This window comes from Sorangium sp. So ce836, assembly GCF_028553905.1.
GTDB classification, from domain to species: domain Bacteria; phylum Myxococcota_A; class Polyangia; order Polyangiales; family Polyangiaceae; genus Sorangium; species Sorangium cellulosum_D.
The window spans coordinates 7,970,127-7,994,596 of the sequence record NZ_CP102233.1 but is presented as its reverse complement, the minus strand read 5'-3'; the positions used below and the strand labels follow the sequence as shown (position 1 = coordinate 7,994,596).

The following is a 24,470-nucleotide window of genomic DNA, read 5'->3' as shown; positions in this document are numbered from 1 at the left end:
AGGAGTTCGCATGAGCCAGCTTCGCAGCGGCGCCAGCGCGCCTCGCTCTCCATTCCCCCTGCTCCCGCTCCGCACGGGCGTGCTCTTCCCGGGCACCGTGCTCACGCTCCCGGTGGGCCGCGCCCGCTCGGTGGCGCTGCTCGGCGCGGTCCACCCCGGCGACGTGATCGGCGTGATCGCGCAGCGCGATCCAAAGCGCGAGGATCCGCGCCGCGAGGATCTCCACGACATCGGCACGTTCGCTCGGGTCGTCGACGTCACGCGCGTCTCGAACGGCTACCGGCTGGTGATCGAGGGGCTCGATCGCTTCGCGCTCACGGCCCTGGTCGAGGCCGAGCCGTACTGGCGCGCCGAGGGCGCGCTCGCGCCCGAGTACCCCGGCGACGCCGAGGAGGCGCGCCTGCTCGCCGCGTCGCTGCGCGAGCGCGCCCGCGAGCTCGGCCCGAGGACCGCGACGAACCTCGCCGAGATCGCCGCCGCGAGCCGGGCCGAGCCGGGCCTGTTCGCGGATCAGGTCGCCGGCGCGCTCGGGCTCCCGACCGAGAAGGAGATGGAGGTGCTCGCCGAGCTGCGCGTCGTGCCGCGGCTCCAGCGGGTCGCCGGCCTGCTCTCCGAGGCGGCCGCGCTCGCGGACCTGAAGAAGAAGATCGACAACGACGTGCGGCGCGAGCTCGGCAAGGGCCAGCGCGAGGCGATCCTGCGCGAGCAGCTCCGGGCCATCCAGAAGGAGCTCGCGGGCGGCGAGGAGGGCGAGGACGAGCTGTCGCTCCTCCGCCGGCGCCTCGACGAGGCCGGGCTCTCCGAGGAGGCGCGCGCCGTCGCCGACCGGGAGCTCCGGCGGCTCGAGTCGGTCGGCCCGCAGGGCGCCGAGCACAACGTGATCCGCACCTACCTCGAGTGGATCGCCGATCTGCCGTGGAGCGCGCGGGCGGCCGTCAAGGACGACCTCGACGCGGTCCAGGCGAAGCTCGACGAGGATCACCGCGGCCTCGACGACGTGAAGCGCCGCATCCTGGAGCACATGGCGGTGCTCAAGCTGACCGGCAAGGCGCGGGCGACCATCCTGTGCTTCGCGGGCCCGCCCGGCGTGGGCAAGACCTCGCTCGGCCAGTCGATCGCCGACGCCACCGGCCGGCCGTTCGTGCGGATCTCGCTCGGCGGCGTGCACGACGAGGCGGAGCTGCGCGGCCACCGGCGGACGTACGTCGGCGCGCTGCCCGGGCGCATCGTGCACGCGCTGAAGAAGGCGAAGGTGAAGAACCCGGTCGTGCTCCTCGACGAGGTCGACAAGCTCGGCGCGGGCTTCCGCGGCTCGCCCGAGGCGGCGCTCCTGGAGGTGCTCGATCCGGAGCAGAACCGGACGTTCGTCGACCACTACATGGAGCTGCCGTTCGATCTGTCGGAGGTCGTCTTCCTCTGCACGGTGAACGACCTCGGCGCGCTCTCCGCGCCGCTCCGGGACCGGCTCGAGGTCATCGAGCTGTCCGGCTACACGCCGGACGAGAAGATCGCGATCGCGCGGTCGCACCTCGTCCCGAAGCAGCTCAAGGAGCACGCGATCGATCCGGGATCGCTGTCGATCACGGACGAGGCGCTCGCGGCGATCGTGCGCGACTACACGCGCGAGGCCGGGGTGCGGCAGCTCGGCCGCGAGATCAAGAAGCTGTGCCGGGCGGTCGCGCTGGAGATCGCCCGCGCGGCGGACGGCAAGGCGCCGCGCGTGGCGATCGAGGCGAGCGAGCTCGGCAAGTACCTCGGCAAGGTCCGGTTCTTCAGTGACGTGGCGGAGCGGACGAGCGTGCCCGGGGTCGCGACCGGGCTCGCCTGGACGCCGGTGGGCGGGGACATCCTGTTCATCGAGACGTCGCGGATGCCGGGGAAGGGGAGGGTCGAGATCACGGGCCAGCTGGGCGACGTGATGAAGGAGTCGGCGAAGGCGGCGCTCACCTACGTGCGCAGCCACGCCGGCGAGCTCGGCGTCGACACGGCGAAGCTCGAGACGGAGGACCTGCACATCCACGTCCCGGCGGGCGGGGTGCCCAAGGACGGGCCGTCGGCGGGCGTGACGATGTTCACGGCGCTGACGTCGCTCCTGTCCGGGCGGCGCGTGCGCTCGGACACGGCGATGACGGGCGAGTGCACGCTGCGCGGGCGGGTGCTGCCGGTGGGCGGGATCAAGTCCAAGGTGCTCGCGGCGCACCGGGCCGGGATCACGCGGGTGATCCTGCCGCAGAAGAACGCGCGCGACGCCGAGGAGATCCCGGCGGAGGTGCGGGGCGAGCTGGAGATCATCTTCGTCGAGGACATGAGCCAGGTGATCGCGGCGGCGCTGGAGGAGGCGCCGATCGAGGCCGTGGGCGGCGGCGCGGCGGCGAACGCGGCGGCGGGGGAGCCGGCGGCGGCCGCGTAGCGGAGGGGGCCCCGGGGGGGCGGGCGCGCGCGGCTGTGCCGAGCCGCGCGCGCCGGCGGGGGGCTGTGCGCGGCGGCGCGCGGGTGGGCGCTCGGCCATCCGCCGAGGCGGGCGGCGTGGGCGCTTGCGCTGAGAACACCGCCCGGCATGTCTCACTTCGGGCCATGCCTCCTGGGACGTTTCGTCGCGCGCCACACAAGGCGCGCCTGAGACGTAGAGCCCCCTGAGAGCTTATGGCACCTCGTTCGGTGCTCGCCGCGCCCACCCGCGCGCCGCCGCGCACAGCCCCCCGCCGGCGCTTACGTTGTTGTGGGGGCGTCGTTCACCGAGCTGCGGGTGCACCGTTTCGAGGCGCTCACGATGCGTCGGGTCGTGGACGACGCGCATGGGGGGACGCGCTCGATGACGAGCGCTGCGCGGTGCCTTGTGCTTCGGACGCGCTCGCCCGAAGGGGCGACGCGGCAGCGCGGCTGCTCTCAGGCGCCGTCGCCGCGAGGCGCGCCTGTCCGTTCTCGCCGTCGAGGAGCCCAGGGCACTTGACTCGGGGAGCGCCCTCGGTATGCATCGCTCATGTCCGGCGCCCTGGAACGGATCCCGTTCGCGTGGTGGAACACGAAAGTTTCGCCCCCGAGCACCCGATCGCGCGCGACAACGGAGCATCGGACCGCCGCCGTCAACGTCTTCCGCACGCTGGTCGAACAGCACGGCTGCCGCTTGGTCGCCATGGCCGAGGTGCGACGTGAAGACGTCCTCGGATGGCTCCCTGAGGGCTTGCGCGCGAGCTGGAACAGCTTGAGCGACACGTCCGGCGAACTCCATGATTTCGACGTCGCGATCGCCTACGACCGAAGGTCACTGACGCTCATGGACCACGTCTGGGTGCGGACGCATCACGCCGCCAACGCGGTTCGAGCGGGGCTCGTCGCGACGTTCGGCGTGCATGACCGCGGCGGGTGGCTCGTCGTCGCGGCCGCGCATTGGCGGTCGAACCTCGGAGATGCCGCGGACGCGGACGCGCGGAGGTCGCGCTCCGCCGAGGCGCTGCGCGACGCGATCATCGCCAGCACGGAAGCCGTCGGAGAGGACGTCCCCGTCCTCATCCTCGGCGACTTCAACGCCGAGCCGTTCGAGAGGCAATTTGACGCGAGCCTTCCGGCGGCTCGATCGCGGGCCGCGGTTCAGCGGCACCGGCCCCGCTCGCCGTCGGATCTCCTCTTTTACAATGCAGCGTGGCGCTGGCTTGGCGAACGCCATGCCTGGGATGGTGAGCGACAGCCAGCGACGCTCGCGGGCACGTTCTGTTCGACAGGCACTGTCGGACAGACCTCCTGGCGGACCTTCGACCAGGTGCTCGTCTCGCCATCGCTACTCCGAGGCTACGGGTGGTCGCTCGACGAGAGGGCCCTCGGAATTCATGAGGACAGCGCCGTCTTCGACCGGGCTGGGGCGCGTCTCCGCGCTCCCTTCGACCACCTGCCGATCGTAGGCCACCTTCGATGGCTCGCGCCACCGACAACCGATTGAGAGAGGACCCATGGCCAGCTTTGGAGAAGCACTGAAGAAGGGGCTCGACGCTCACAAGCGTGCGGCGGAGGCACGAAAGGAGATGGACGCTGTGCTTGCCGCCGCATCGGCAGAGGTGGCGATGATCACGGGGGCGCCCATCGCGCTTCGGTTCGAGACCGTCGAGCATGCGGTGCGAGAGGCGTCCGACGCCGAGGTCCTCATGGGGATACCCGCGCCGCGTGAGAAGATCACCGCGCTTACGGCGCGGCTCGACACGGGGCCCTTCGTCCCGCTGGCCGAGGTCACCTTTGGGGAGCTCGGATACCCCGTGAGGCTCCGCTGGGAGAATCGCTTCGACTCGGCCAACGATCGCACCTCCTTCGAAGAGCTCCTCAAGACGATCCTCGAACACAGCGCCACCGGGGAGAAGATCGCCGCGCTCATCACCGGAGAATAGGGGGATTATCGTTTCGAGAGGTGCTGCCGGTCGGCGGGATCGACATCCAAGATGCTCGCGGCGCGCCGTGCCGGAATCACGCGGGTGAGCTCGCGAGCGACGCGAGGATCCGCTGGAGAGACGACAGATCGATCGGCTTGATGAAGTGCATGTCGAAGCCGGCCTCACGGACCCGGCGCTGATCTTCCTCCTGACCATAGCCGGTCAGCGCGATCATCAGCGAGGGTGATGAGAGGTCCACGTTCCCCCGCAAGGCCCTGGCCACGCCATATCCATCCATCCCGCCAGGGAGACCGATGTCGCACAGGATGACCTCCGGGCGGAACGAGCGCGCCGCTGTCACGCCGGCAGGCCCGGACAGAGCGACCTCGACGTGGTAGCCGTACAGGGCGAGCAGCGCCTGCAGGGTCTCCGCGGCGTCCACGTTGTCCTCGATGATCAGGATGCGCAGCGCGTGCTCCGCGCCGCGCGAGGGGGGCGCGGAGCGCTCCGACGGCGGGGCGGGGCTGCGCTCGATCGGCAGACAGAGGACCATCTCCGTCCCGTGGCCGATTCCCCCGCTCTCGGCCGAGATCGTGCCGCCGTGGAGCCCGATGAGGCCCTTCACGAGCGCCAGGCCGAGCCCGAGCCCACCCCGGCTGCGGTCCAGGCTGCGATCGGCCTGGCTGAACGGCTCGAACATGCGCGCCAGCGTCGCCGGATCCACGCCGATGCCGGTGTCGCGGACGCGGACCACGGCGGAGCTCTCCGGCGTCACCGACAGCGCGACCGTCACCCGGCCGCCCGGATCGGTGAACTTGTTGGCGTTGTGCAGCAGGTTGCTCACGGCCTGCGATAGCCGCGTCGGGTCGCCGAGCACCCAGACGGGCCCCGACGGCAGCTTCAGATCGAACCGCAGGCCGCTCGCTTCCAGGGTGCTGCGGTAATCCTCGGCCGTCTGCCGGAGGAGGCGCACCAGGTCGCAGCGCTCCTTGCGGAGCTGGATCCTGCCGCGCGCGACGCGGGAAACGTCGAGCAGATCGTCCACCAGCCGGGCCATGTGAGCGACCTGCCGATCGATCACGCCGCACGCCCGCACGAGCGCCGGCTGCTGCACGGCCGTGTGCCGCAGGAGCTCCACCGCGTTGCGGATGGGCCCGAGCGGGTTGCGCAGCTCGTGCGCGAGCATCGCCAGGAAATCGTCCTTGCGCTGATCCGCCTCCTTCAGGGCCGCCTCTGCGAGCTTTGTGTCGTGGATGTCCGTGCAGGTGCCATACCACCGCACGATCTCGTCCGAGGCTCCCCGGATCGGCACGGCGCGGACCAGATACCACCGGGGCTCGCGGGCGGCGGGGAACGCGATGCGGTGCTCGATCTCGTAGGGAGTGCCCGTCGCCACCGAGCGAGACCAGGTGTCGAGGACCCGCTGGCGATCGTCCTCTGGCAGGAACGAGATCCAGGTATCGCCGGCCACCTCCGCCTGCGCCGCGCCGGCGAGCTCGAACCATCGACGGTTGTAGTAATCGATGCTGCCGTCCGGCTTCGCCGTCCAGACGATCTGCGGCATCGCGTCGGCGAGCTGCCTGAAGCGCGCCTCGCTCTCGCGGAGCGCCTCATCGATCTGCCTCCGCTCGGTGACGTCGTGGGCAATGCTGATGGCGAGTCGCCGGCCGGCGGCCTCCTTCCCCAGCGGCGCGGCGCTGAACGCCCAGATTCGCTGCTCGCCGCTCGCCGTGGTGATCGGGAGCTCGCGCTCGGCCGTGCCGCCGTCGGCATCGTAGAGGGACTGGATCAGGTCGCTCACGTCGCCTCTCTGCGCCCCGTACGCCCGCTCGATCCACGCCGCGAGGGTGGGGATCTGATCGCGGGTATACCCGCTCATCTCCGTCCACGCGCGGTTCAGGCTGATGACCTCGCCGTCGTCGGCGTGGATCATGATGGGGAACGGCGTCGCCATCACGGCGCGGCGGAACCGCTCCTCGCTCTCGCGCAGGAGCAGCTCCGCCTCCTTCCTCTCTGTGATGTCGATGACCGAGCCGACGTAGCCCAGGAACTCGCCGTCCGGCCCGATCCACGGATGGGCCGCGTCGATGCACCAGCGGTACGCGCCGTCGCTGCGGCGGAGCCGGTAATCCATCCTGAAGGGCTCGCGGCGCGCGGTGGACCGCCGGAACGTCTCCGCCGCCGCCTCGTGGTCCGAGGGGTGCACCGTCGCGAGCCAGCCGAAGCCGAGGCTGGTCGCCTCGGGCTGGCCCGTGAGCTCGCGCCACCGCGGGTTGGCGTAAATGCACGAGCCGTCAGGGGCCGTGACCCAGATCACCACGGGCGCGTGATCGGCGATGTTCCGGAAGCGCGCCATGCTCTCGCGCAGGCTCTCCTCCGCGTTCCTGCGCGCCGTGACGTCGCGGGCGGTCTCCAGCACGAGCCGCCGCCGGTCCATCCCCTCGACGAGCTCGGCGCGCCTGCGCTCGTCGATGTCGGCGGACGTGCCGAGCCAGCGGATCACGCGGCCGGCGCCGTCCTTGACGGGCTCCGCTCGGGCGAGGAACCAGCGGTATGCGCCGTCGTGGCGCCGCAGGCGGAGCTCCTCGGCGAACGGCGCGCCGCGCGCGACGGCGGCCCGCCACGCCGCCGCGCAGCGGGCGGCGTCGTCCGGATGGACCGCGGCGGCGAAGCCCGCGCGCATCAGCTGCTCCGCCGTCAGCGCGGTGTACGTGCGCCAAGGCTCGTTGACGTAATCCCATGTTCCGTCGCCGCGAGCGGCCCAGACCATCTGAGGGAGCATCTCGGCGAGCAGGCGGAACTGCAGGTCGACTCTACCCACCTCGTCGTCCTGTCCCGGCGTCGACGCTGCCGCGCTCATGTCCTAACCAGGGTACCTCGAAGGAACCGGAGGGCCAGGCCGCATCGTCCGGCGGGAGCGGGCCATGGCAGCCGGGCGGAGGCGGCCTCGGAGGGGGCGAGGGGCGCCGAGATCGCATGGATGCTTGATCGACGCGGTTGTCCTCGATCGCCGTGTCTTCTATTTCCTCCGTCGCCCGCGGGGCGTCCGCGGATTGTGCCGCTGAGCTCCTCCGGGACCATCACCTGGAGCAGAGCGAGGCGAAGCGAGGATGAGGTCACTCTTTGCTGAATACGACCTGACCAGGTGTAGGTGTCGGGGGTCATGGAGCAGCTCGGCGCACAGCTCTGAAGCCGATGTCTGACCGACGCATCCGCACGTTGTTTCCCAGGTAGGGGCCGGCGCTGCGGCTGTACCACTCATTCGCCAGATAGCCGCCCCCCCGTGTACATCGCATCGGAAGCCTGGATTGCTGCTTCGCTGCCTGCAGAAGGCGGAAGTTCGTGCTGCCCTCCTTTAGCAGGGCCATCTGCGCGTCCGACGTGACATCGTGGAGCCCGTTGCCTTGCGACGGCTTCTCGCCCCGCTGCATTGCGTCCAACTCTGCTGCCCAGCTGTGTGGGACTCGAAATTCGTCCCACACCCACTCCCACACGTTTCCATGGACGTCGCGCAAGCCAAAAGGATTCGGTGGCTTCAGGCCCACCGGCATTGGGTGCAGCGGACTATTGCGGTTGTGCCAGCCCACGCGACTCAAATCATCGAACGTGTCGCCGGGCCAATATTCGGTTGTAGATTGGCCACGTGCAGCGATTTCCCACTCGTCTGCGGTGGGTAGCCGGTAGCCGTCCGCCGTCCACCGGACGTGGATGACCGCGCCCGCTTCACACCCGTCCAAGCCAGCGCCGGCCCGAAACCCAGGGCCTTCGTCTGGTACGCACGAGTCGCCGCTGCAATAGACAGGTGTGCGACTTTCCACAAGAGACCAGAGATTCAGAAATCGCGCCGTCTCGCACCATGATACTGTCTCGACCGGGAGCTCGTCGCCGATGTAGGTCCACGGTCGACGGGGCAGCTTCCAGCGTCGTGCCTGCTGCGGATTCTGGTTCCAAATCCACAGCCACCAGTCCTGCGGGATCTCCGTCTGCGTGATTTCGAACGCCCAAGTCAGATTGGTTCGTCGCCTCGGCTGGTCGATGGCGTGCATCGGTGATGTCTCAGGTGCCCCGATCTCGTACTCGCCAGTGGAAACAGCGCTCCAGGATAGGTTCATTGGCGGTTCAGGTGTTCGTAGTGATTCGAAGCTCCATATGGCAGCAGCCGCCACTGCCGGGAGATAAAGCCTCGAGAGCGGACCAGCCGGATCACCCGCAATGGTACGCGCTAGGCGCCCTCCCAGAGGCAGAACTAGTCGGCCCGTTATCCTGTGGGCGAACGCCGAGGCGAGGATCGAGAGCAGCACGATGAGAGGAAAGAGGGCCACCAGCGCGGTCCAGGCGAGGCTGGCAAAGAACACCGGCAGGCCACCAGAGAGGTGCAGACGGTCGACCTGGATCGCGCCAGACGCGAGCATTCCGAGATGCTCCACGGCCGGAACCAGAAGCGAGCGAAAGTGAGCCGCTCCACCGTCATAGGTCACGGTGAGAAGGCGGTAAGGGGTAAGTTCGAACGCGACGTAGCTGACCCCGGCCAGGACTACGGCTCCGAGCACGAAGCCTCGCAGCAGACGGGGCCACGATGGTGAAATCTGAATGCTCCGGAGCATCGTCCGCGTGAGCCAGAGTGAACTGTAGCTGACGAGCGTGAACGTAAAAAGGGAAGGTGTTATGAATAATGTCGTCTGGGTTAGCAGCGGTATCCACGGATCGCCGAGCTCTATCACCGCTGTGATGATGGTGACGACGCCTATCGGAATCATGAGGCTCGCGACGAGAATCAGCGTTATCAAGAGCGCGCGCCGGGAAAAGAGCTCGCGGCCATAGACCTTGTCTAGGAACCAGTCGGCGAGCCCGACGAGATCGGTCATGCCGGCGCGTTGTAGCCAGTCGCCTAGGCGGAGAAGGTGGTTGCGCAAGGCGAACCGGTGGATGGAGTCAATGTACTGTCCGATCAGGAATGCCACGCCGACCGCGCCGAGGATGGCCAAGCTCATGCACGGCCTCTCCAGCCAACGGGCCACCAACGCGCCCAAGAAGGCGATGCACGTTCCAATTGCCGTCGCCGTGTCGATACGGCCGCGCGATACATTGTTGGTGTCTCGGAGATGGGCACGCTCCTCAGACGGCGGAGCGTCGGATGACAGTGGAACGATGCTGATACTGTTGCTGCCGCCAACGACAACAACGCTCTCGCTCACGCTGCCCCCGATGGTCACGCCGCTAGCTGCGGCGGGCGTCGAGCCGGTCTTCGTGGAACCGGGCGAGCACGCCGATTCCTTCGCCCTCGCCTGCGTTGCCGGAGCAGCACCGGAGGCCGCGCGCGCGGCCGTCCCGACCAGTTGTGCGAGGCTATCCTCGAATACACGCCCCTGCGGTAGCGTGGCCGCGAGCATCCGGGCGTTCCTCAGCCAGGTCATGAGGGGGACCGTGCCGTCGGCCAGCGCCGGGAGAGCGTTCATTGCGTGCAGCGTCTGGAGCAAGCGCGCCGCCGGTTGCACCGGCGCTGGGAGTATGGCCACGTACGCCGTGGGCAGCCCGGCAACGAGCGCATCCTGCTGAGCGGCGAGGCCGCTCGCGACGGCGGCCTCGTAGATGGCCATTATCCGATCCTCGGACAGGTACGCCATGAGGACTCATCCTAGCCGAATGAGCCGACGGGGATCGATGCTGACCGTACCGCCCGTCGCCGCACGGTCAGACGAGGTGCCCCGCGGAGTTAGGACCCGATCCGGTTGAACGCTGGCCGTCGGAGCATGGCGAACTTCTTCGACCGCCGCGGTAAGTGGCCGAAACGCTTGGCCAACCAACGTTCCCAGGCGCGCTCGTTGGTGCCGCAGACCCGATCTACCGCGAGGTCGTCGTGCGCGAGCTCTCGACCCCCCTCGCGCGCGTCGCTACCCCCGCTGCGTAAAAGCGCGCGGCGCCGCGCACGTCATGGAAGCCGCTCGGCGGCGCAGCGGACCGCGCCAGCAGCTCATGGACGCTTGCCAGCACGTCCGGAGCCGCTGCCAGCACCCGCTGGTGCAGCTCCCCCGAGCTGCTGGACGCGCTCCCCGAGCTGCTGGTACCGCTCCTCCGACCCGCTGGTGCAGCCGCCCCACCGCGCTGACATCGCTCCTCCGACCTGCTGGTGCACCTCCCTCGCCGCGCTGGCCGCGCTCCTCGACCCGCTGATCCCGCTCCCCAGCTCCGCCGGGCCGCGCCCCGGAGGCGCTGGTGCAGCTCCCCGGTGACGCAACCGTGCTTTCCGGCGCGCCGGGCGCCGCTGGGCCGCGCCGAGCTCTGCTGTCGTGCTACGACCACCCGCTGGCCACGATGTCCACACTGGCCACCACCCCACCAGGAGGTAGGTTATGGGAATCGAACTCTCACAAGAGCAGCACGCGGTCCTGAAGGAGACCCGCGCGGTCGGCACCCCCGCGGAGTTTCAGGCCCTCCTCGAGCAGGCGCGCCCCGAGCTCGATCGCATCGTCCGCGAGGTCATGGAGCCGAGCCAGCCCATCTCGACCACCCTCACGGAGCTCCGGGACCTCTACCTGTCGGTCGTCCAGTACGAGGCGCCGCTCGCCAGCAAGGCGTACGGCCCCGAGCGCCGCGCGCTGTTCCGCGGCGCCATCCAGCTCCTCGACACCGCGAACCTGTGGTTCGGCGAGGGCAAGCGCACCGGCGCCTACCAGGTGCGATCGATCGAGCAGGTGCTCAAGGCGAGCCGGCCCTGGCGCGCGCGGCTCAAGGCGTTCGCCGACCAGGCGTTCGTCTTCGAGCCGGACGTCGCGGAGCAGTTCGCCGACGTGAACTCGAGCGGCACCCTCGACGAGGAGATCAGCGACCTCGCCATGCTCCTCCGGCTCGCCAGGCAGCACCAGGCCCGCTTGACCCCGGTCGGCCTCACCGAGGACTTCGTGCGCGAAGGGAGCGTCCTGCTCGACGAGGTGAGCGGCCGCGACCTGCTCGGCATCCTCGGCCTGCGGAACCGCGAGGAGGCGATGGCGCTCCGCAACTCCATCGTGACCTACGCCACGCTGCTCGGGCACGAGGCGCGCGCCGCCGGCGTCAACGCCTGCTGGGACCTGCCCGAGGCGAAGCGCCGCTTCAGCGCCGCCTCGTTCCGCAACGCCCTCCGGCGGCTCCGCCCGAGGCGCCGGGGCAGCGCCGCCGCGGAGACCGAGCCCGCGCCCGTCGAGACAAAGCCGGCCGACCCCGCGCCCGTCGAGACAAAGCCGTCCGAGCCCACAGCGGTCGAGCCCGCGCCGGTCTGAAGCGACTCCCCTCACCGCACGCGCGGCGCTGGATGCCGGCGCCGCGCGGGGCGGCTTCGAAGCGCTTGCCCTCGGCAGGGCTCAGCGAACGCGATAGATGCGGAGCACGGTGATCGTCCGCGACTCGCGATCGATCGCGAGCACCGCGTCGTGGAAGCCCGCGCTGAGGAGGTGGTAGGGCGCCTCCCACGCGAGCTCGCCTTCACCCGTCTCCGCGAAGCGAACGACCGCCCGGTCGATCATGAAGGCCGAGTGCATCGGCAGGCTGTAAAACGTCGCCAGGGCGGGGAAGTTCCAGACGACGCGGAAGCTCATCCGTCCCGCCCGCGAGCCAGCTCCTCCAGGGCCCGCGGCAGATCCTCGTGAGGAACGAGGCGCGCTCGGCCCGCCGCGATGTCGGCGAGGTCTTGCTCGAGCTCGGCGCGCTGCTCCGGCGTGAGCCTCTGCGCACGCGGCGCGCGATCGAGGGCCGCAAGGATGGGGTCGCTCGGCGAGACGTCGGGGCGGGGCATGCCTGCAGCGTGGATCGGAAAGGGGCAGGGGGGCAAGGGGGCGCGTCTGGTACGAAGCCAGACCGCCGCCGTCCCCACCCGGCGGCCGTCCTGCCTGGCACCTGGCCGGCCCGCCCCGCGCCCGCGTCCCCGCCCTAGAACAGCTCCCCGATCCGCCGGATCAGGCTGCCGCTCGAGTAGAGCGCGCGCATGCCGCGCTTGAACCAGCCGTACGACGACTCGGTGTAGGGGAACCACGTCGGGTCCTTCGACCCGAGCGCGACGCGGTCCGCGTTGATGTGCTTCACGTCGCACATCTGCCGGAGCCCGTCCTCGCCCATCACCCGGCCGAAGCCGCTCTGCTTGATGCCGCCGAACGGCGCGTCCGGGAGCGCGCCGTTCATGAGCACGTCGTTCACCAGCACGCTGCCGGCCTGCAGGCGCTCGGCGAGCCGGCGGGCGTGATCCGTGTCCTCCGAGAAGACGTACGCGTTCAGGCCGAGGTGCGACTCGTTCGCCAGCCGGATCGCCTCCTCCTCGGTCGCGACCTGCATGAACGGCACCACCGGCCCGAAGATCTCCTCGCTCATCACGTTCATCCCGTGATCGCAGCCGGCGAGGATCGTCGGCTCGAAGAACTGGCCCTGCCCCGGCGCGCGCTTGCCGCCCGCCCTCACGCTCGCGCCCTTCTCGATCGCGTCCTTGATGAGCCGCTCGGCCACCTCGATCTGCGGCCCGAAGATGATCGCCCCGACGTCGACGAACTCCTTGCCCGGATCGCCCTGGTTCAGCCCCTTCGTGATCTCGACGGTGCGCTCGAGCAGCCGGTCGTGGATCTCGCGGTGCGCGTAGACCCGCTCCACCGCCACGCAGACCTGCCCCGCGTTCGCGAAGCCGCCGAACACGATCGCCTGCGCCGTGCGCTCGATGTCCGCGTCCGCGCACGCGATGAGCGGCGCCTTGCCGCCGAGCTCCATCACGCACGGGATCAGGCGCTCCCCGCACGCGGCCGCCACCCGCTTGCCCGTGCCGACGCTGCCCGTGAACACGAGCATCTGGATGCCGCTGTCGATGAGCGCCGCGCCGGTCGGCCCGTAGCCGGTCACCACCTGGAAGAGATCCTCCGGCATGCCCGCGCCGTCCCAGATCTCCTTCTGCTTGAGCGCGATGAGCGGCGTCACCTCGCTCGGCTTCAGCACCGCCGCGTTGCCCGTCACGACCGCCGCGAGCACGTCGCGCAGCGCCAGCTGGAACGGGAAGTTCCACGGCGAGATCACGCCGATCACGCCGCGCGGCGCGTAGTGGACGAAGCTGCGCCGGTGCTTGAAGAGGTGGAGCTTGATCTCGCGCGGCTCGAGCGCCCTCGGCGCGATCTCGGCGAAGTACGTCGCCATGTCGGCCGCGACGAGCACCTCGTGCAGGAGCGCCTCGTGCCGCGGCTTGCCGCACTCGCGCGAGAGCAGATCGACGATCTCGTCGGTCCGGTCGACGATGGCGTCGCGGAAGCGGAGGACGCGCTGGCAGCGCTCCGCGACCGGCAGCGCGCCCCAGGCCTCCTGCGCGCGCCGCGCCCTGGCCACCGCGGCCCGCACCTCCTCGGCGCTCGTGTTCGGCGCCTCCCCGAGGAGCTCCCCGGTCGCGGGCGCGTAGCTGCGGATCGTCGCGCCCCCGTGCCCGTTCATGCCAGGACCGCTGCCGTTGCCGCCGATCGAGCGTTCGCTCACCACCTGACCCATGTTCGATCCCTCCGCCTGTCGAGCCCCGCGCAACCCGCCGGATGGCCTCCGTGGCTCGCTGCTCGGCGCCCGGACCGTAGCCTCCCAGCGAAGCTACAGCAAATGAGCATTTGCTCAATTTCCCGACGATTCCGGCCGGTTCCCGGCGAGCGCGCGCGCGGCGCGGCCCCTCCGGCGCCGCTGTTGCGCCGCGGACAAATGGTGAGCACACCGCGGTTGCGCCAGGGGCAGGCGGGACGGCGAGGGCCGCGCCGCGTGTAGGGCGAGCCCTGCCTTTTGGCTCGGTCATTTGCCGGGGCGACCCGGGCTCTCGTCTCGGGCGGACTCTCGGCATGACGTCGGCGAGAGGAGCCGGTATAGGCGGACCCCGACATGTTGGAACAACGAGAAGTCGATCTCATCGCGGCTGTGGAGCACCCGGATCCGCACCATGTGCTCGGCGCGCACGAGGACGAAGACGACCTGGTGGTCCGCGTCTTTCGCCCGGACGCCACCGAGATCGCGGTGGTCCCGGACGACCCCTCGCTCCGGAGGCAGCCGATGGAGCGCATCCACCCCGCGGGCCTCTTCGAGGCGCGCTTCCCCGGCGTCTCCTACCCGAAGGACGGCCGCTTTCTCTACCGGATCGAGCTGCGCCACCCGGACGGCAACACCTCGGTCGAGCGCGATCCGTACGGCATGCCGCCCACGCTCGGCGACATCGACCGCCATCTCCTCGCGGAGGGGAGGCACTGGGAGCTCTACCGCGTCCTCGGCGCGCACGTGCGCGAGGTGGACGGCGTCTCCGGGACGTCGTTCGCGGTCTGGGCGCCGAACGCGCGCCGCGTGAGCGTCGTCGGCGACTTCAACCACTGGGACGGCCGCCGCCACCCGATGCGCCGGATGGGCGAGGGCTTCTGGGAGCTCTTCATCCCCGGCGTCGGCGACGGCGCGCTCTACAAGTACGAGATCAAGACCCCCGAGGGGCACATCACCGTGAAGAGCGATCCGCTCGGCCAGGCGATGGAGCTCCGGCCGGCGACCGCCTCGCGGGTCACGACGAGCCGCTACGCGTTCCAGGACGGCGAGTGGATGCGGACGCGCGGCCAGCTCGACTCACGCAAGAAGCCGATCGCCATCTACGAGGTCCACCCCGGCTCCTGGCGGCGCGTGCACGAAGACGGCCCGCCGTACGAGCACGGGATGCGCTGGATGACCTACCGCGAGCTCGCCGACCACCTCGTCGACTACGTGGCCGAGCTCGGCTTCACGCACATCGAGCTCATGCCGATCATGGAGCACCCGTTCGACGGCTCGTGGGGCTACCAGGTGGCGGGCTATTACGCCCCGACCAGCCGCTACGGCGATCCCGACGACTTCCGCTACTTCGTCGACCGGTGCCACCAGAGGGGCATCGGCGTGATCCTCGACTGGACCCCGGCGCATTTCCCGAAGGACGCGTGGGCGCTCGGCCGGTTCGACGGCACGGCGCTCTACGAGCACCTCGACCCGCGCCTCGGCGAGCACCGCGAGTGGAACACGTACATCTTCAACTACGGCCGGCACGAGGTGCGGAACTTCCTCGTCGCCAACGCCCTTTACTGGCTCGACGAGTTCCACGTCGACGGCCTGCGCGTCGACGCGGTCGCGTCGATGCTCTACCTCGACTACGCCGCGCAGGGCGGGGACTGGGTGCCGAACCGGTACGGCGGCCGCGAGAACATCGAGGCGATCGAGTTCATCCGGGAGCTGTCGAACCGGGTGCACGAGCGCTTCCCGGGCGCGATCCTGTGCGCGGAGGAGTCCACCGCCTGGCCGTCGGTGACGCACGCGACGTACGTCGGCGGGCTCGGCTTCGACTTCAAGTGGAACATGGGGTGGATGCACGACACGCTCGACTTCTTCAAGCACGAGCCGGTCCACCGCGCGTTCCACTACCACCAGCTCACGTTCGGGCTCATCTACGCCTTCTCGGAGAAGTTCCTCCTGCCGCTGAGCCACGACGAGGTCGTCCACCTCAAGCGGTCGCTGCTCTCGAAGATGCCCGGCGACTACTGGCAGATGCTCGCGAACCTGCGCGCGCTCTACGGCTACATGTGGGCGCACCCGGGCAAGAAGCTGCTCTTCATGGGCGGCGAGATCGGCCAGTTCGCCGAGTGGAGCGAGAAGACGGAGCTCGACTGGGGCCTGCTCTCGGTGCCTGCCCACGCCGGGCTCAAGCGGCTCGTGACCGACATCAATGCGCTCTACAAGAAGTACCCGGCGATGTACGAGCTCGACGACGAGCACCACGGCTTCCGCTGGATCGACTGCACCGACAACCTGCAGACCGTGATCTCGTTCATCCGCTACGGGGACGGCGCGGGAGACCAGATGTCGCCCTCGGGCCAGCACGTCGTGTTCATCGGCAACTTCACGCCGGTCCCGCGCCGCCCGTACCGTATCGGCGTCCCGCGCCGCGGCGCCTACCTGGAGGTGCTCAACACCGACGCCACCGAGTACGGCGGCAGCGGCGTGGGCAACATGGGCCGCGTCGAGGTCGAGGACATCCCCTGCCACGGGTTCCCGCAGTCGATCGAGCTGACGCTCCCGCCGCTCGGGGTGCTCTGGCTCATCCCCGAGCGCGACGCGCAGCCCTGACGCCGCGCGCGGGCCGACGGCGACCGACGACACCGACGACAACCCACGATAGAGGAGCGACGGCCGGCATCCCGCCGCGCTCCTCCGCCGCCGGCCCCTCGCGAGGTCGCAGGCTCATCTCGCCCTCTGCTTCTCTGGCCGCGGCCGAGATCGATTGTCCGTCCAGGTCGGAGAACTTTCGGCGCTTGGGCTGCGCGCCGTTCTCTCTCGTTCCGCTGTTCGTGCTCCGAGGCAGGCGCACTGCACAGCGGCCGCGGGCAAGCAAGATGTCGTGCACGAAACCGGCTTGCACGAATTGACAAATTTCTTTACTAAGGAGTTTCCGCAACGGAAAGGGCTCCTCGACTCACCCGGGGCGAATGCGTCGAGGGGGGAGCCTTGTCCTGGCGGGGCCGCTTCTCCGGCGGCGAGCGAGGCAAGAGCGATTCGGTCGGTTGTCGGCGGGGGCCTCGCTGCTCGCTCGTCCTCACGCACCCGGCCAGCAGGGCCGATCCCGTAAACACGCTGTCTGCTGCTCGCCTGCTCCTCGGACGTGCGCTGGGATGGACTGGCTTGCATCGAGCGGAGGTGGACCTTTTCAATGACGAGTCACAACGGCAAGCTCCTCGGTCACACGCTGGCGACGATGAGCCAAGGAGGTCCGCCGCGCTTCTCGTCGCAGCTGCCGCCCGCGGCGTGGACGGGGCCTGACGCCGCGCGGGGGAGCGAGGTCCGGAGGGTCCTCGTCATCGACGACAACCCCGCGATCCACCGCGATTTTCAGAAGCTGCTGTGCCCGGATGTGGGGACATCGGCGGACCTCGACGCCCTCGACGCGGCGATCTTCGGGGCGCCGGCGGCGGTCCCGAGGAGCACGTTCCAGGTGGACGGCGCTTGCCAGGGCCAGGAGGGGCTGGAGAGGGTCCGGCGGATGCAGCGGGTTGGCCGCCCGTATGCGCTGATGTTCGTGGACATGCGGATGCCGCCGGGCTGGGACGGCATCGAGACGATCGAGCGGATCTGGGCCGAGTGTCCGGACATCGAGGCCGTGATCTGCAGCGCGTACTCGGACTACTCGTGGCACGACGTGATCCGGCGCCTGAAGCGGCCCGAGCTCCGGCTGCTGAGCAAGCCGTTCGAGAGCAAGGACGTGCTCGATCTCGCCTGGTCGCTCACGTCCCGATGGCTGAAGCGGAGCGCGATCAGGCGCTGAGGCGGCGCGGCGCGGGGGCGTCGACACCCCCGGGAGCGGTGTTTCCACCTTGCCGTGGGTTCGGCAGGGGTCCTGAGCCAATGCCTCAGCCTCGACACCGGTCCATCGGTGCAGAGGTGGTGAGCTCCCCCCTGCCGGCGCTGTCCGACGGCCGCAGCGCGCCGGGCAGCGCCCGGCCTGGAGCTCCTCTGTCCGCCGGGGACTCCTGATCTGGCGCCCTCCGGCTCAGGCCCCCGCCGAACCGTTCGAGAGCGAGCGCTGTCGAGCCGCGGCGCCGCCCTGCGTACCTCTCGCAACACTCTGTTTCATGGAAGGAACGGGCTCGGCGGCGCGCTCCGCCGCCCGCGGCGCGGCGGCGGGGCGCGCCCCCCGGGCGGAGATGGGATGTGCGTCGCGATCCCGCTTCCGCCGGATACGGCGCAACGAAGGAAGGGGAAGGGGGAAACACCCATGTTGACGACCTACACTCGCTGGCTCACGAGCGATCCCTGGGATACCGTCAACCCCGAGCGGCGGGCCGCGTCGCCGGCGGCGTGAGGCGCCGTCTCACCGCGCGTCGTCGAGCGGCGCCGCCTCGCCCCGCCGCGATCGCCTCGGCAGCCACATGTCCACGGTCGAGACGACCGCCATGGCGCCGAGCGACAGCAGCATGGCCACGCCCGAGATCGGCATCAGGGCCGCGGCGCCGGGCGCGCTCCGGATGAGCCACGGCGCCGCGATGTGCAGCCCGCTCGTGACGACGGCCGCCGCCACGCCCCCGGTGTGCAGCCACGCCGGCAGCCGCGCGAGCAGCCAGAGGTGCGCGAGGATCAAGACGTAGACGGGCACCGAGAAGAGGTGGAAGTGGGTCACCTCCAGCAGCTTCCGCTCGGAGATCTGCTCGACCAGGACCCGCGGCGGATCCGGCGCGGCGGGGAGCTCGAGCTCCGGGCCCAGCTCGAGCGCGGGCCCGTCGGACGCGGCGGGCGCCTGCGTGGGCGCGGGCGGCGGCGCGGCGGCCGGCGCGCCCGCGTAGTAGGCGACGGCGCCCGCGTCCTGCACCATCGCCCCGTAGAGGCGCCACGACACGAGCAGCCCGGCGATCGAGGCGATCGCGAACGCCGTGTACAGGAGCTTCGCGCCGAGCGAGAGCGACCTCAGCCGCCCCGCCGCCGCGGTGAAATCCCTCACAGCGCGCCGCGCTTGAGCGCGAGCTGGAGGACGAGGGCATCGCGCTTCACGCCGAGCGCGACCGAGCGCGACGAGATGGACGCGCCCGACACGATGTCGATGTCCTTGCCCGCCGTGATCGGGTCGCTCGCCGTCTTGCCCTGGAACTGGGCGCGGAAGCGATCACCGCGGACCTCGTCGCCGTACGCCTCGCGGTACTCGAGGATCTCGATCCGCTCCACCGCGCCGGCCGTCGAGAACTTCACGGCGAAGTCGATCGGCTCGTGCATCCCCTTCTCTTCGTCCTTGATCGCATAGCCGTCGGCCTTGCCGTCCGACTCCGCGACGTAGACCACCCACTCGCGCTTGACCTGCGCCCCGAGCCTCTTGCCGATGTCCTGCGCCTCGGCGTCGCTGAGGACGACCTTGCGGTAACCGACCTTCTTCGAGCTCGCGAAGAAGCTCTTCAGGACGGCAGGGACCGTCCAGTACGTCGCGCCGTGGGCAGGGAGCGCCGCCAGCGCGAACGCGAGGGCCGTGGCGGCGGCGAGGTGGGCCGTGCGGAAAGCGGAAGGACGCATCGAGACTCCGAGGAAACTGTCATTCGTGAAAGTCAAAGTCAACAGCGTTTGGCCGCTGGATCCGCTGGATCCAGCGGCGCGCGTGGCTCAGTCGCGCACCTGCACGTCGAGGTAGCGCTCGGCGCTCAGCACCCACGCCTCCGGGCTGCGGCCGGCCTCGACGTGGGCCACCGCGTCGGCCGCGATCGCGGCGCAGTGGTCCAGGTTGCAGTGCAGGAAGAGCGCCTGCCGCCCGAAGGGGAGCGCGCCGAGCGCGGCGGCGCGGCGCATCGCGGCGCGCCAGTCCTGGAGCCAGCCGCGCCGGTAGAGCGGGTAAACGCTGGGCACGAAGCGCTGCCGGGCCTCGATCGGCGTCACCCCGCGCGGGGCGATGCCCGCGCAAACGAGCTGGTCGAGCAGCGCCGCGAGCGGCCGGCCCGAGGCGAAGTCGCGCCCGCGGCCCCAGGCGCCCTCGGGGATCTCCACGCACAGCACCGTCTCGCCCGGGCGGCGGAGATCGGGCGCGTAGTTCTGCAGCTCGGACACGCGGCCGAACCAGAAGCGCGGGTCGGGGCAGTAGTACGTCTCGGGCGCGCCGAGCCGCGCGCGCGGGTAGGCGAGGTAGACGAGGTACAGGCCGCGGTGCTCGAGGCGCGCGTCGGGCACGAGATCCGCGAGGTCGCCCGCGAACAGGACCGGCGCCGCGCCGGCGGCCGCGGCCACGCCGGCCGCGTCGAGGGCGGCGCCGCACTCGGCCCGGACGCCGGCCTCGGCGAGCCGGGCCTCGAGGTACGCGATGAGCGACGAGATGCCCGCCGGCGGGTAGACGAACCGCGCGAGGTCCGTGGCCGCGCCGCCGCGGCCGCGGGCGAGCCCCCGGAACAGCGCGAGCGGGCTCGTGGTGCTGATCCGCTTCTTCGCCACGGTCTGGGACAGCTCGGACGGCGGGATGCCCCAGACCTTCTCGGCGTAGGGCCGGTAGAACGACGCGTAGGCCGCGGCGCCGACGCGCTCGCGCACGAACCGCTCGAAGCCGACGTCGTCGCCGGCGATCGCGCGGTCGTGCTCCCAGCGGGCGAAGGCGGCGCGGCGGCCGCGCTGCGCGACGAAGCCGAGGCCCATCGCGGCGCCGGCGCGGAGGCCGAGCGCGCGCAGCATCGACGGGACGCTCGGGGGGTAGGGGACGTGGCGCTCGCCGAGCACGAGCACGCCGCGGCGCGGGCGCGACAGGAACGGGGCGCGCGCGTGCACCTCCCGGAAGAGCGGCTGCTCGAGCGCGGCCGGGTGGAGCCGGTGCGAGCCGAGGTCGCACGGCAGCCCGCGGAAGAGCTCGGCGCCGGCGAGGCCGCCGGGGCGCGCCGCGCGCTCGAGGAGGCGCACGCGCCGGCCGGCCCGCGCGAGCAGCAGGGCAGCGTAGAGGCCGGAGATGCCGGCGCCGACGACGAGGCGCTCGGGCCCCGCGCCGTCTGGGCGGAGTGACATGGCGGTGCCCTCGGCCGGCGCGCTCAGTACATGAACCCGAGCCCGAAGTTGAGCTGCGTCTGGTCGAACCCGAGGGTGCGGTCGCGCAGCTGGTAGTCGGCCTTGAGCACGATCCCCTGGGTCGGCCGGTACGAGGCCCCGAGCGTGAGCTCGCGGACCCCGTACGAGGCGTTCTCGGCGTAGCCCTCGGGCACCGCGGACTGCGTGTCGTACGCCTCGAGGCGCGCGAACGGCAGGAGCTCGTGGCCCACGCCGAGCGGGCGGAGCACGTCGTAGGCGGCCTCGACGTAGCCGCCGCGGATCCGGGTGGCGACGGGGCTCGTGGGATCGATGAAGTTCGGCGCGCCGCTCCGGTTGAACGAGACCATGAGGGCGCGCGCCTCGGGCAGGTGCCACTGGGCGAACAGGATCCGGGCCTCGAGGCCGCTCCTGCGCCAGCGCGCGTCGAGCGACCAGCCGAGGACCGGGACCGAGAGATCGACCGGGGTGCCGTCGCGGAGGAAGAACTTGCCGTCGCCGTTCGGGCCGGCGTCGCTGGCGTACAGCGACGCGCCGGCGACGACGCCGAGCAGCGGCTCGGCCTCGACGCGCGCGACGCCGGCCCACGCGTTGGCGCGGGCGAGCCCGCCGTTCTGCCGGCCGCCGGCGAGGCCGCCCGCGCGGAAGCCGAGCGGATCGAGGCCGGTCATGGCGTAGGCCTCGAAGCGCAGCCAGTCGAGCGGCTGCCCGAAGGCGCCGACGGCGATCTCGCGCCACGTCGAGGGGATGACGACGGTCTCCACCTTCGGCCGGACCACGCCGTGGAACACGGGGGGCTCGTGCCACTGGTTGATGATCCCCATCGGGACGAGCACGAGGCCCGCGCGCAGCCCGAGCGCGCGGCCGGCGGCGTTCCACTCGATATAGGCCTGCTCCAGCTCCGCGGCGCCGGGGCAGCTCGCGCAGGAGAGCGAGTGCTCCACCTCGAGCTCGACGTAGGACCGGATGTCGGTCGTGAACTCGTGCGCGACGAAGAGCACGAGCCGGGGGATGTCGGCGACCCACGCGCGCTCGCCCTCGCGGCCGGTCGTGGTGCCGCGGACGTGCACCTCGCCGTAGCCGCCGATCGAGGTGCTCGTCGCGCTCGCGCCGGCGCTCCGGAACCGCTGCTCGGTCAGGCCGCGGACGAGCTCGTGCTCCGGCGCCTCCCCGGCGCCGAGGCCGACGGCGGGCTTCGAGGGCTCCGGCGGCGGCGCGGCGTGCTCGGGCGGGAGGTCGAGGACCGGGCCGTCCGGCGCGGGCTGCGCGGCGGGGGCGGGCTGCGCGGCGACGGGCGCGGGCTGCGCGGCGACGGGCGCGGGCTGCGCGGCGGCGGCGGCGGCGGCGGGGGCGGGCTGCGCGGCGACGGGGGCGGGCTGCGCGGCGGCGGGGGCGGGCTGCGCGGCGACGGGCGCGGGCTGCGCGGCGACGGGCGCGGGCTGCGCGGCGGCGGGGGCGGGCTGCGCGGCGACGGGCGCGGGCTGCGCGGCGGGGGCGGGCTGCGCGGCGGCAGCGAGGGGCAGCAGCGCGCTGAGGACGACGCCCGCAGTGCGAGGCCACAAGGACGAGATCGCTTTCATGACGAGGACCGGGAGCCCGGCGAGGCGCTCGGCAGGGCGGGAGTCTTCGCGCCCTTGAAAACGGAGGTCAACCTCGTTTTCAGCCGGAGGGCGCGCCGCGCGGCGAGCGCGGGAGCGGTCGACCCGCCGGAGATCCGGCCGGCAGCGCCTCGAGCAGGGCGAGGTCGCTCCAGAGCGCGTCGACGTAGCGCGAGCGCGGGCGCGCGAAGCGGACCGAGAGCGCGTAGCCGCGGCCGGCGAGCGCGTCGCGGGCCGCGGGCGAGAGCGCCTCGCTCGTGATCAGCGCCCCGCCCGGGCCAGCCTGCTCGACGGCGCGGACGAGCTCGTCGTCGCCGCGGACGCGCACCGGCCGCCGGCCGGGCGCGCCCTCCTGGATCATCCGGTCGAGGTCGCGCGTGAGCACGGGGCGCTGCTCGGCGCCGGCGTCGCGGAGGAAGCCCACGATCGCGGCCGCGGGCGAGGGCGCCTGGTGCTGGCGCGCGAGGGCGACCGCGTCGGCGAGCCACTGCGCGGCGAGCGCCGCGACGAGGGCGGCGGGAGCGGCCGAGCGGAGCGCGCGGCCGCGCGACGCGCCCGCCGCCAGGAACGCGGGCGAGCGCGCGGGCGCGAGCGCCGCCGCGCCCGCGGCCAGGGCGACGATGAGGAGCGGGACGAGCGGCAGCCAGTGACGCGGCTTGAAGGCGATGTTCTGCCCGAGGAGCGCCCAGACGAAGTAGGCGAGCGCCGAGGCGAAGAGCTCGGGCTGGTCCCGCGCCGCGCGCGCGGCCCGCCGGAGCGGCGCGGCGCGGAGCGCGGCCGCGGCGAGGAGCGCGAGCAGGATCGGCGCGCCGAGCCAGCGCGCCGCCGGGGCGTCCGGCCACGCGCCGCCGAGGCCGTTGGCCCAGATCCCCCAGACGACGCCGTGGAGCCGATCGGCCGGCGACGAGACGGTGATCGCGGTCCCGCCCCAGCGGGTGAAGTGCCCGAGCCCCTGGACCCACGTGGTCGCGACGAGGTCGCGCGGCGTCGCGATCAGCACGAGCGGCACGAGCCACGCGAGCGCGCCGGTCGCGAGGTCGCGGCCGCGCGCGAGCCACGCGAGGCGGCCGCCCTCGCTGCGGGCGATGACGGCGAGGCAGGCGAGCGCGAACGGGAAATACGAGAGCCGCACGCCGAGCCCGACGCCGAGCAGCACGAGCGCCGCCGTGCGCGCGCGCGCGGCGTTCGCCTCGCGCGCGGCGGTCTCGGCCTCCGCGGCGTCCGCCGCGCGGCGGAGGCGCCGGCCGCGGGCGCAGAGCCAGAGCGCGGCGGTCGTCACCGCGGCGCCGGCCATGTCGCTGAGGAGCTTCTCGGACGACAGCCACAGGAACGGCGAGGCGAGGGCGAGGATCCCGGCGAACGCCGCCGCGCGCCGCCCGGCGACCTCGCGGGCGAGCAGGGCGGTGAAGGCGACCGCGGCCGCGCCCGACGCGGCGCTGACGAGGGCGAGCGCGGCGCGCGGCGCGGCGCCGAGCAGCGCGAGCCCCTTCGCCGCGGCGATGAGCACGGGGTAGTACGGCGCGTGCGGGCGCAGCGAGGCCACGTCGAACCGCTCCACGCCGAGCGCGAACCGGAGCGCGTCGATGTCCTCGTCGTGGTCGATGCGGAACCAGAGGCGCGAGGCGAGCGCGGCGGCGGTGAGCGCGGCGAGCGCGGCGAGGTCGCGCCGCTCCTCGCTCACGAGCCCGAGCCGGAGCCCGATCCCGGCGCGTGCGTCGGCGCGCCGCAGTCCGGCGCGTCCGCGCCGGCCGCCCCGGTGCTGACGGTCGCGCCCGAGCCGGAGCCCGATCCGGGGAGCGGCGCCGCCGGGGTGTCGCACTGGTCGAACAGCTCCTCGCCCGCGTAGTCGAGGCACGCGGTCGCGAGCGACACGAACACGAACGTGGCGCCCGCCATCACGAAGGCGGTGCGCAGCGATGCCCAGGAGCCCAAGCCGGCCACGCAAGCACCGTGCCGCCGACGCAAATGCATGTCAAGCGCGCGTGTTGCGCGATCGCGACCGGGGCGGCGGCGC

17 protein-coding genes are annotated in these 24,470 nt (G+C 71.8%); 6 read left to right on the top strand and 11 right to left on the bottom strand.

Annotation, left to right across the window (positions count from 1 at the left end):
• The first annotated feature begins 10 nt into the window (after positions 1–10).
• The 3 genes from lon (at position 11) to NQZ70_RS28760 (ending at position 4,373) form a co-directional block, all read left to right on the top strand.
• Complete coding sequence (lon, locus tag NQZ70_RS28770) at positions 11–2,410, top strand: endopeptidase La (protein WP_272825924.1); 2,400 nt, start codon at positions 11–13, stop codon at positions 2,408–2,410.
• A 570-nt stretch (positions 2,411–2,980) separates the two neighbouring features.
• Positions 2,981–3,934, top strand: a complete 954-nt coding sequence (locus tag NQZ70_RS28765; protein ID WP_129577062.1) for an endonuclease/exonuclease/phosphatase family protein — start codon at positions 2,981–2,983, stop codon at positions 3,932–3,934.
• Between the two features lie 10 nt (positions 3,935–3,944).
• Positions 3,945–4,373 (top strand): hypothetical protein, encoded by a 429-nt coding sequence (locus NQZ70_RS28760; RefSeq protein ID WP_129577061.1) that lies wholly within the window; start codon positions 3,945–3,947, stop codon positions 4,371–4,373.
• A gap of 76 nt (positions 4,374–4,449) precedes the next feature.
• Here NQZ70_RS28760 and NQZ70_RS28755 read toward each other — a convergent pair whose 3' ends face one another.
• Together NQZ70_RS28755 and NQZ70_RS28750 are read right to left on the bottom strand one after the other, a co-directional pair.
• On the bottom strand, positions 4,450–7,215 hold the full coding sequence (locus NQZ70_RS28755; protein WP_129577060.1) for a PAS domain S-box protein: 2,766 nt from the start codon (positions 7,213–7,215) through the stop codon (positions 4,450–4,452).
• Between the two features lie 301 nt (positions 7,216–7,516).
• Positions 7,517–9,979 (bottom strand): SUMF1/EgtB/PvdO family nonheme iron enzyme, encoded by a 2,463-nt coding sequence (locus NQZ70_RS28750; RefSeq protein ID WP_129577059.1) that lies wholly within the window; start codon positions 9,977–9,979, stop codon positions 7,517–7,519.
• Positions 9,980–10,705: 726 nt separating this feature from the next.
• Here NQZ70_RS28750 and NQZ70_RS28745 point away from each other — a divergent pair.
• Entirely contained in the window at positions 10,706–11,611 is a 906-nt protein-coding gene (locus NQZ70_RS28745; RefSeq protein ID WP_129577058.1) for a hypothetical protein, read from the top strand.
• A gap of 81 nt (positions 11,612–11,692) precedes the next feature.
• On the opposite strand, the gene NQZ70_RS28740 is transcribed toward NQZ70_RS28745, so the two are convergent.
• From NQZ70_RS28740 to NQZ70_RS28730, 3 genes are all read right to left on the bottom strand, one after another.
• Positions 11,693–11,926 carry a hypothetical protein gene (locus NQZ70_RS28740; RefSeq protein WP_129577057.1) on the bottom strand — a complete coding sequence of 78 codons (234 nt, stop codon included), beginning with the start codon at positions 11,924–11,926 and terminating at the stop codon, positions 11,693–11,695.
• Positions 11,923–12,123 carry a hypothetical protein gene (locus NQZ70_RS28735; protein WP_129577056.1) on the bottom strand — a complete coding sequence of 67 codons (201 nt, stop codon included), beginning with the start codon at positions 12,121–12,123 and terminating at the stop codon, positions 11,923–11,925. The genes NQZ70_RS28740 and NQZ70_RS28735 overlap by 4 nt, the downstream gene beginning before the upstream one ends.
• A 134-nt stretch (positions 12,124–12,257) precedes the next feature.
• On the bottom strand, positions 12,258–13,826 hold the full coding sequence (locus tag NQZ70_RS28730; protein WP_237244141.1) for an aldehyde dehydrogenase family protein: 1,569 nt from the start codon (positions 13,824–13,826) through the stop codon (positions 12,258–12,260).
• A gap of 384 nt (positions 13,827–14,210) precedes the next feature.
• Between NQZ70_RS28730 and glgB the strand changes: the two genes are divergently transcribed.
• Positions 14,211–16,457: a 1,4-alpha-glucan branching protein GlgB gene (gene glgB, locus NQZ70_RS28725; protein WP_129577054.1), complete on the top strand. Its 2,247-nt coding sequence runs from the start codon at positions 14,211–14,213 to the stop codon at positions 16,455–16,457.
• Positions 16,458–17,037: 580 nt separating this feature from the next.
• Positions 17,038–17,649, top strand: a complete 612-nt coding sequence (locus NQZ70_RS28720; RefSeq protein WP_129577053.1) for a response regulator transcription factor — start codon at positions 17,038–17,040, stop codon at positions 17,647–17,649.
• 546 nt (positions 17,650–18,195) lie between these two features.
• On the opposite strand, the gene NQZ70_RS28715 is transcribed toward NQZ70_RS28720, so the two are convergent.
• From NQZ70_RS28715 to NQZ70_RS28690, 6 genes are all read right to left on the bottom strand, one after another.
• Positions 18,196–18,819, bottom strand: a complete 624-nt coding sequence (locus NQZ70_RS28715; RefSeq protein WP_129577052.1) for a hypothetical protein — start codon at positions 18,817–18,819, stop codon at positions 18,196–18,198.
• The gene (locus NQZ70_RS28710) at positions 18,816–19,379 is read right to left on the bottom strand and encodes an FMN-binding protein (RefSeq protein WP_129577051.1); all 564 of its coding nucleotides are present in this window, start codon (positions 19,377–19,379) and stop codon (positions 18,816–18,818) included. Before NQZ70_RS28710 ends, NQZ70_RS28715 begins: the two co-directional genes overlap by 4 nt.
• A gap of 87 nt (positions 19,380–19,466) precedes the next feature.
• Positions 19,467–20,840 carry an NAD(P)/FAD-dependent oxidoreductase gene (locus tag NQZ70_RS28705; protein ID WP_129577050.1) on the bottom strand — a complete coding sequence of 458 codons (1,374 nt, stop codon included), beginning with the start codon at positions 20,838–20,840 and terminating at the stop codon, positions 19,467–19,469.
• 23 nt (positions 20,841–20,863) lie between these two features.
• Positions 20,864–22,420, bottom strand: a complete 1,557-nt coding sequence (locus NQZ70_RS28700; RefSeq protein WP_272825919.1) for a hypothetical protein — start codon at positions 22,418–22,420, stop codon at positions 20,864–20,866.
• 97 nt (positions 22,421–22,517) lie between these two features.
• Complete coding sequence (locus NQZ70_RS28695) at positions 22,518–24,137, bottom strand: hypothetical protein (RefSeq protein WP_129577049.1); 1,620 nt, start codon at positions 24,135–24,137, stop codon at positions 22,518–22,520.
• Positions 24,134–24,397 carry a hypothetical protein gene (locus NQZ70_RS28690; RefSeq protein WP_129577048.1) on the bottom strand — a complete coding sequence of 88 codons (264 nt, stop codon included), beginning with the start codon at positions 24,395–24,397 and terminating at the stop codon, positions 24,134–24,136. Before NQZ70_RS28690 ends, NQZ70_RS28695 begins: the two co-directional genes overlap by 4 nt.
• Between the last annotated feature and the right edge of the window lie 73 nt (positions 24,398–24,470).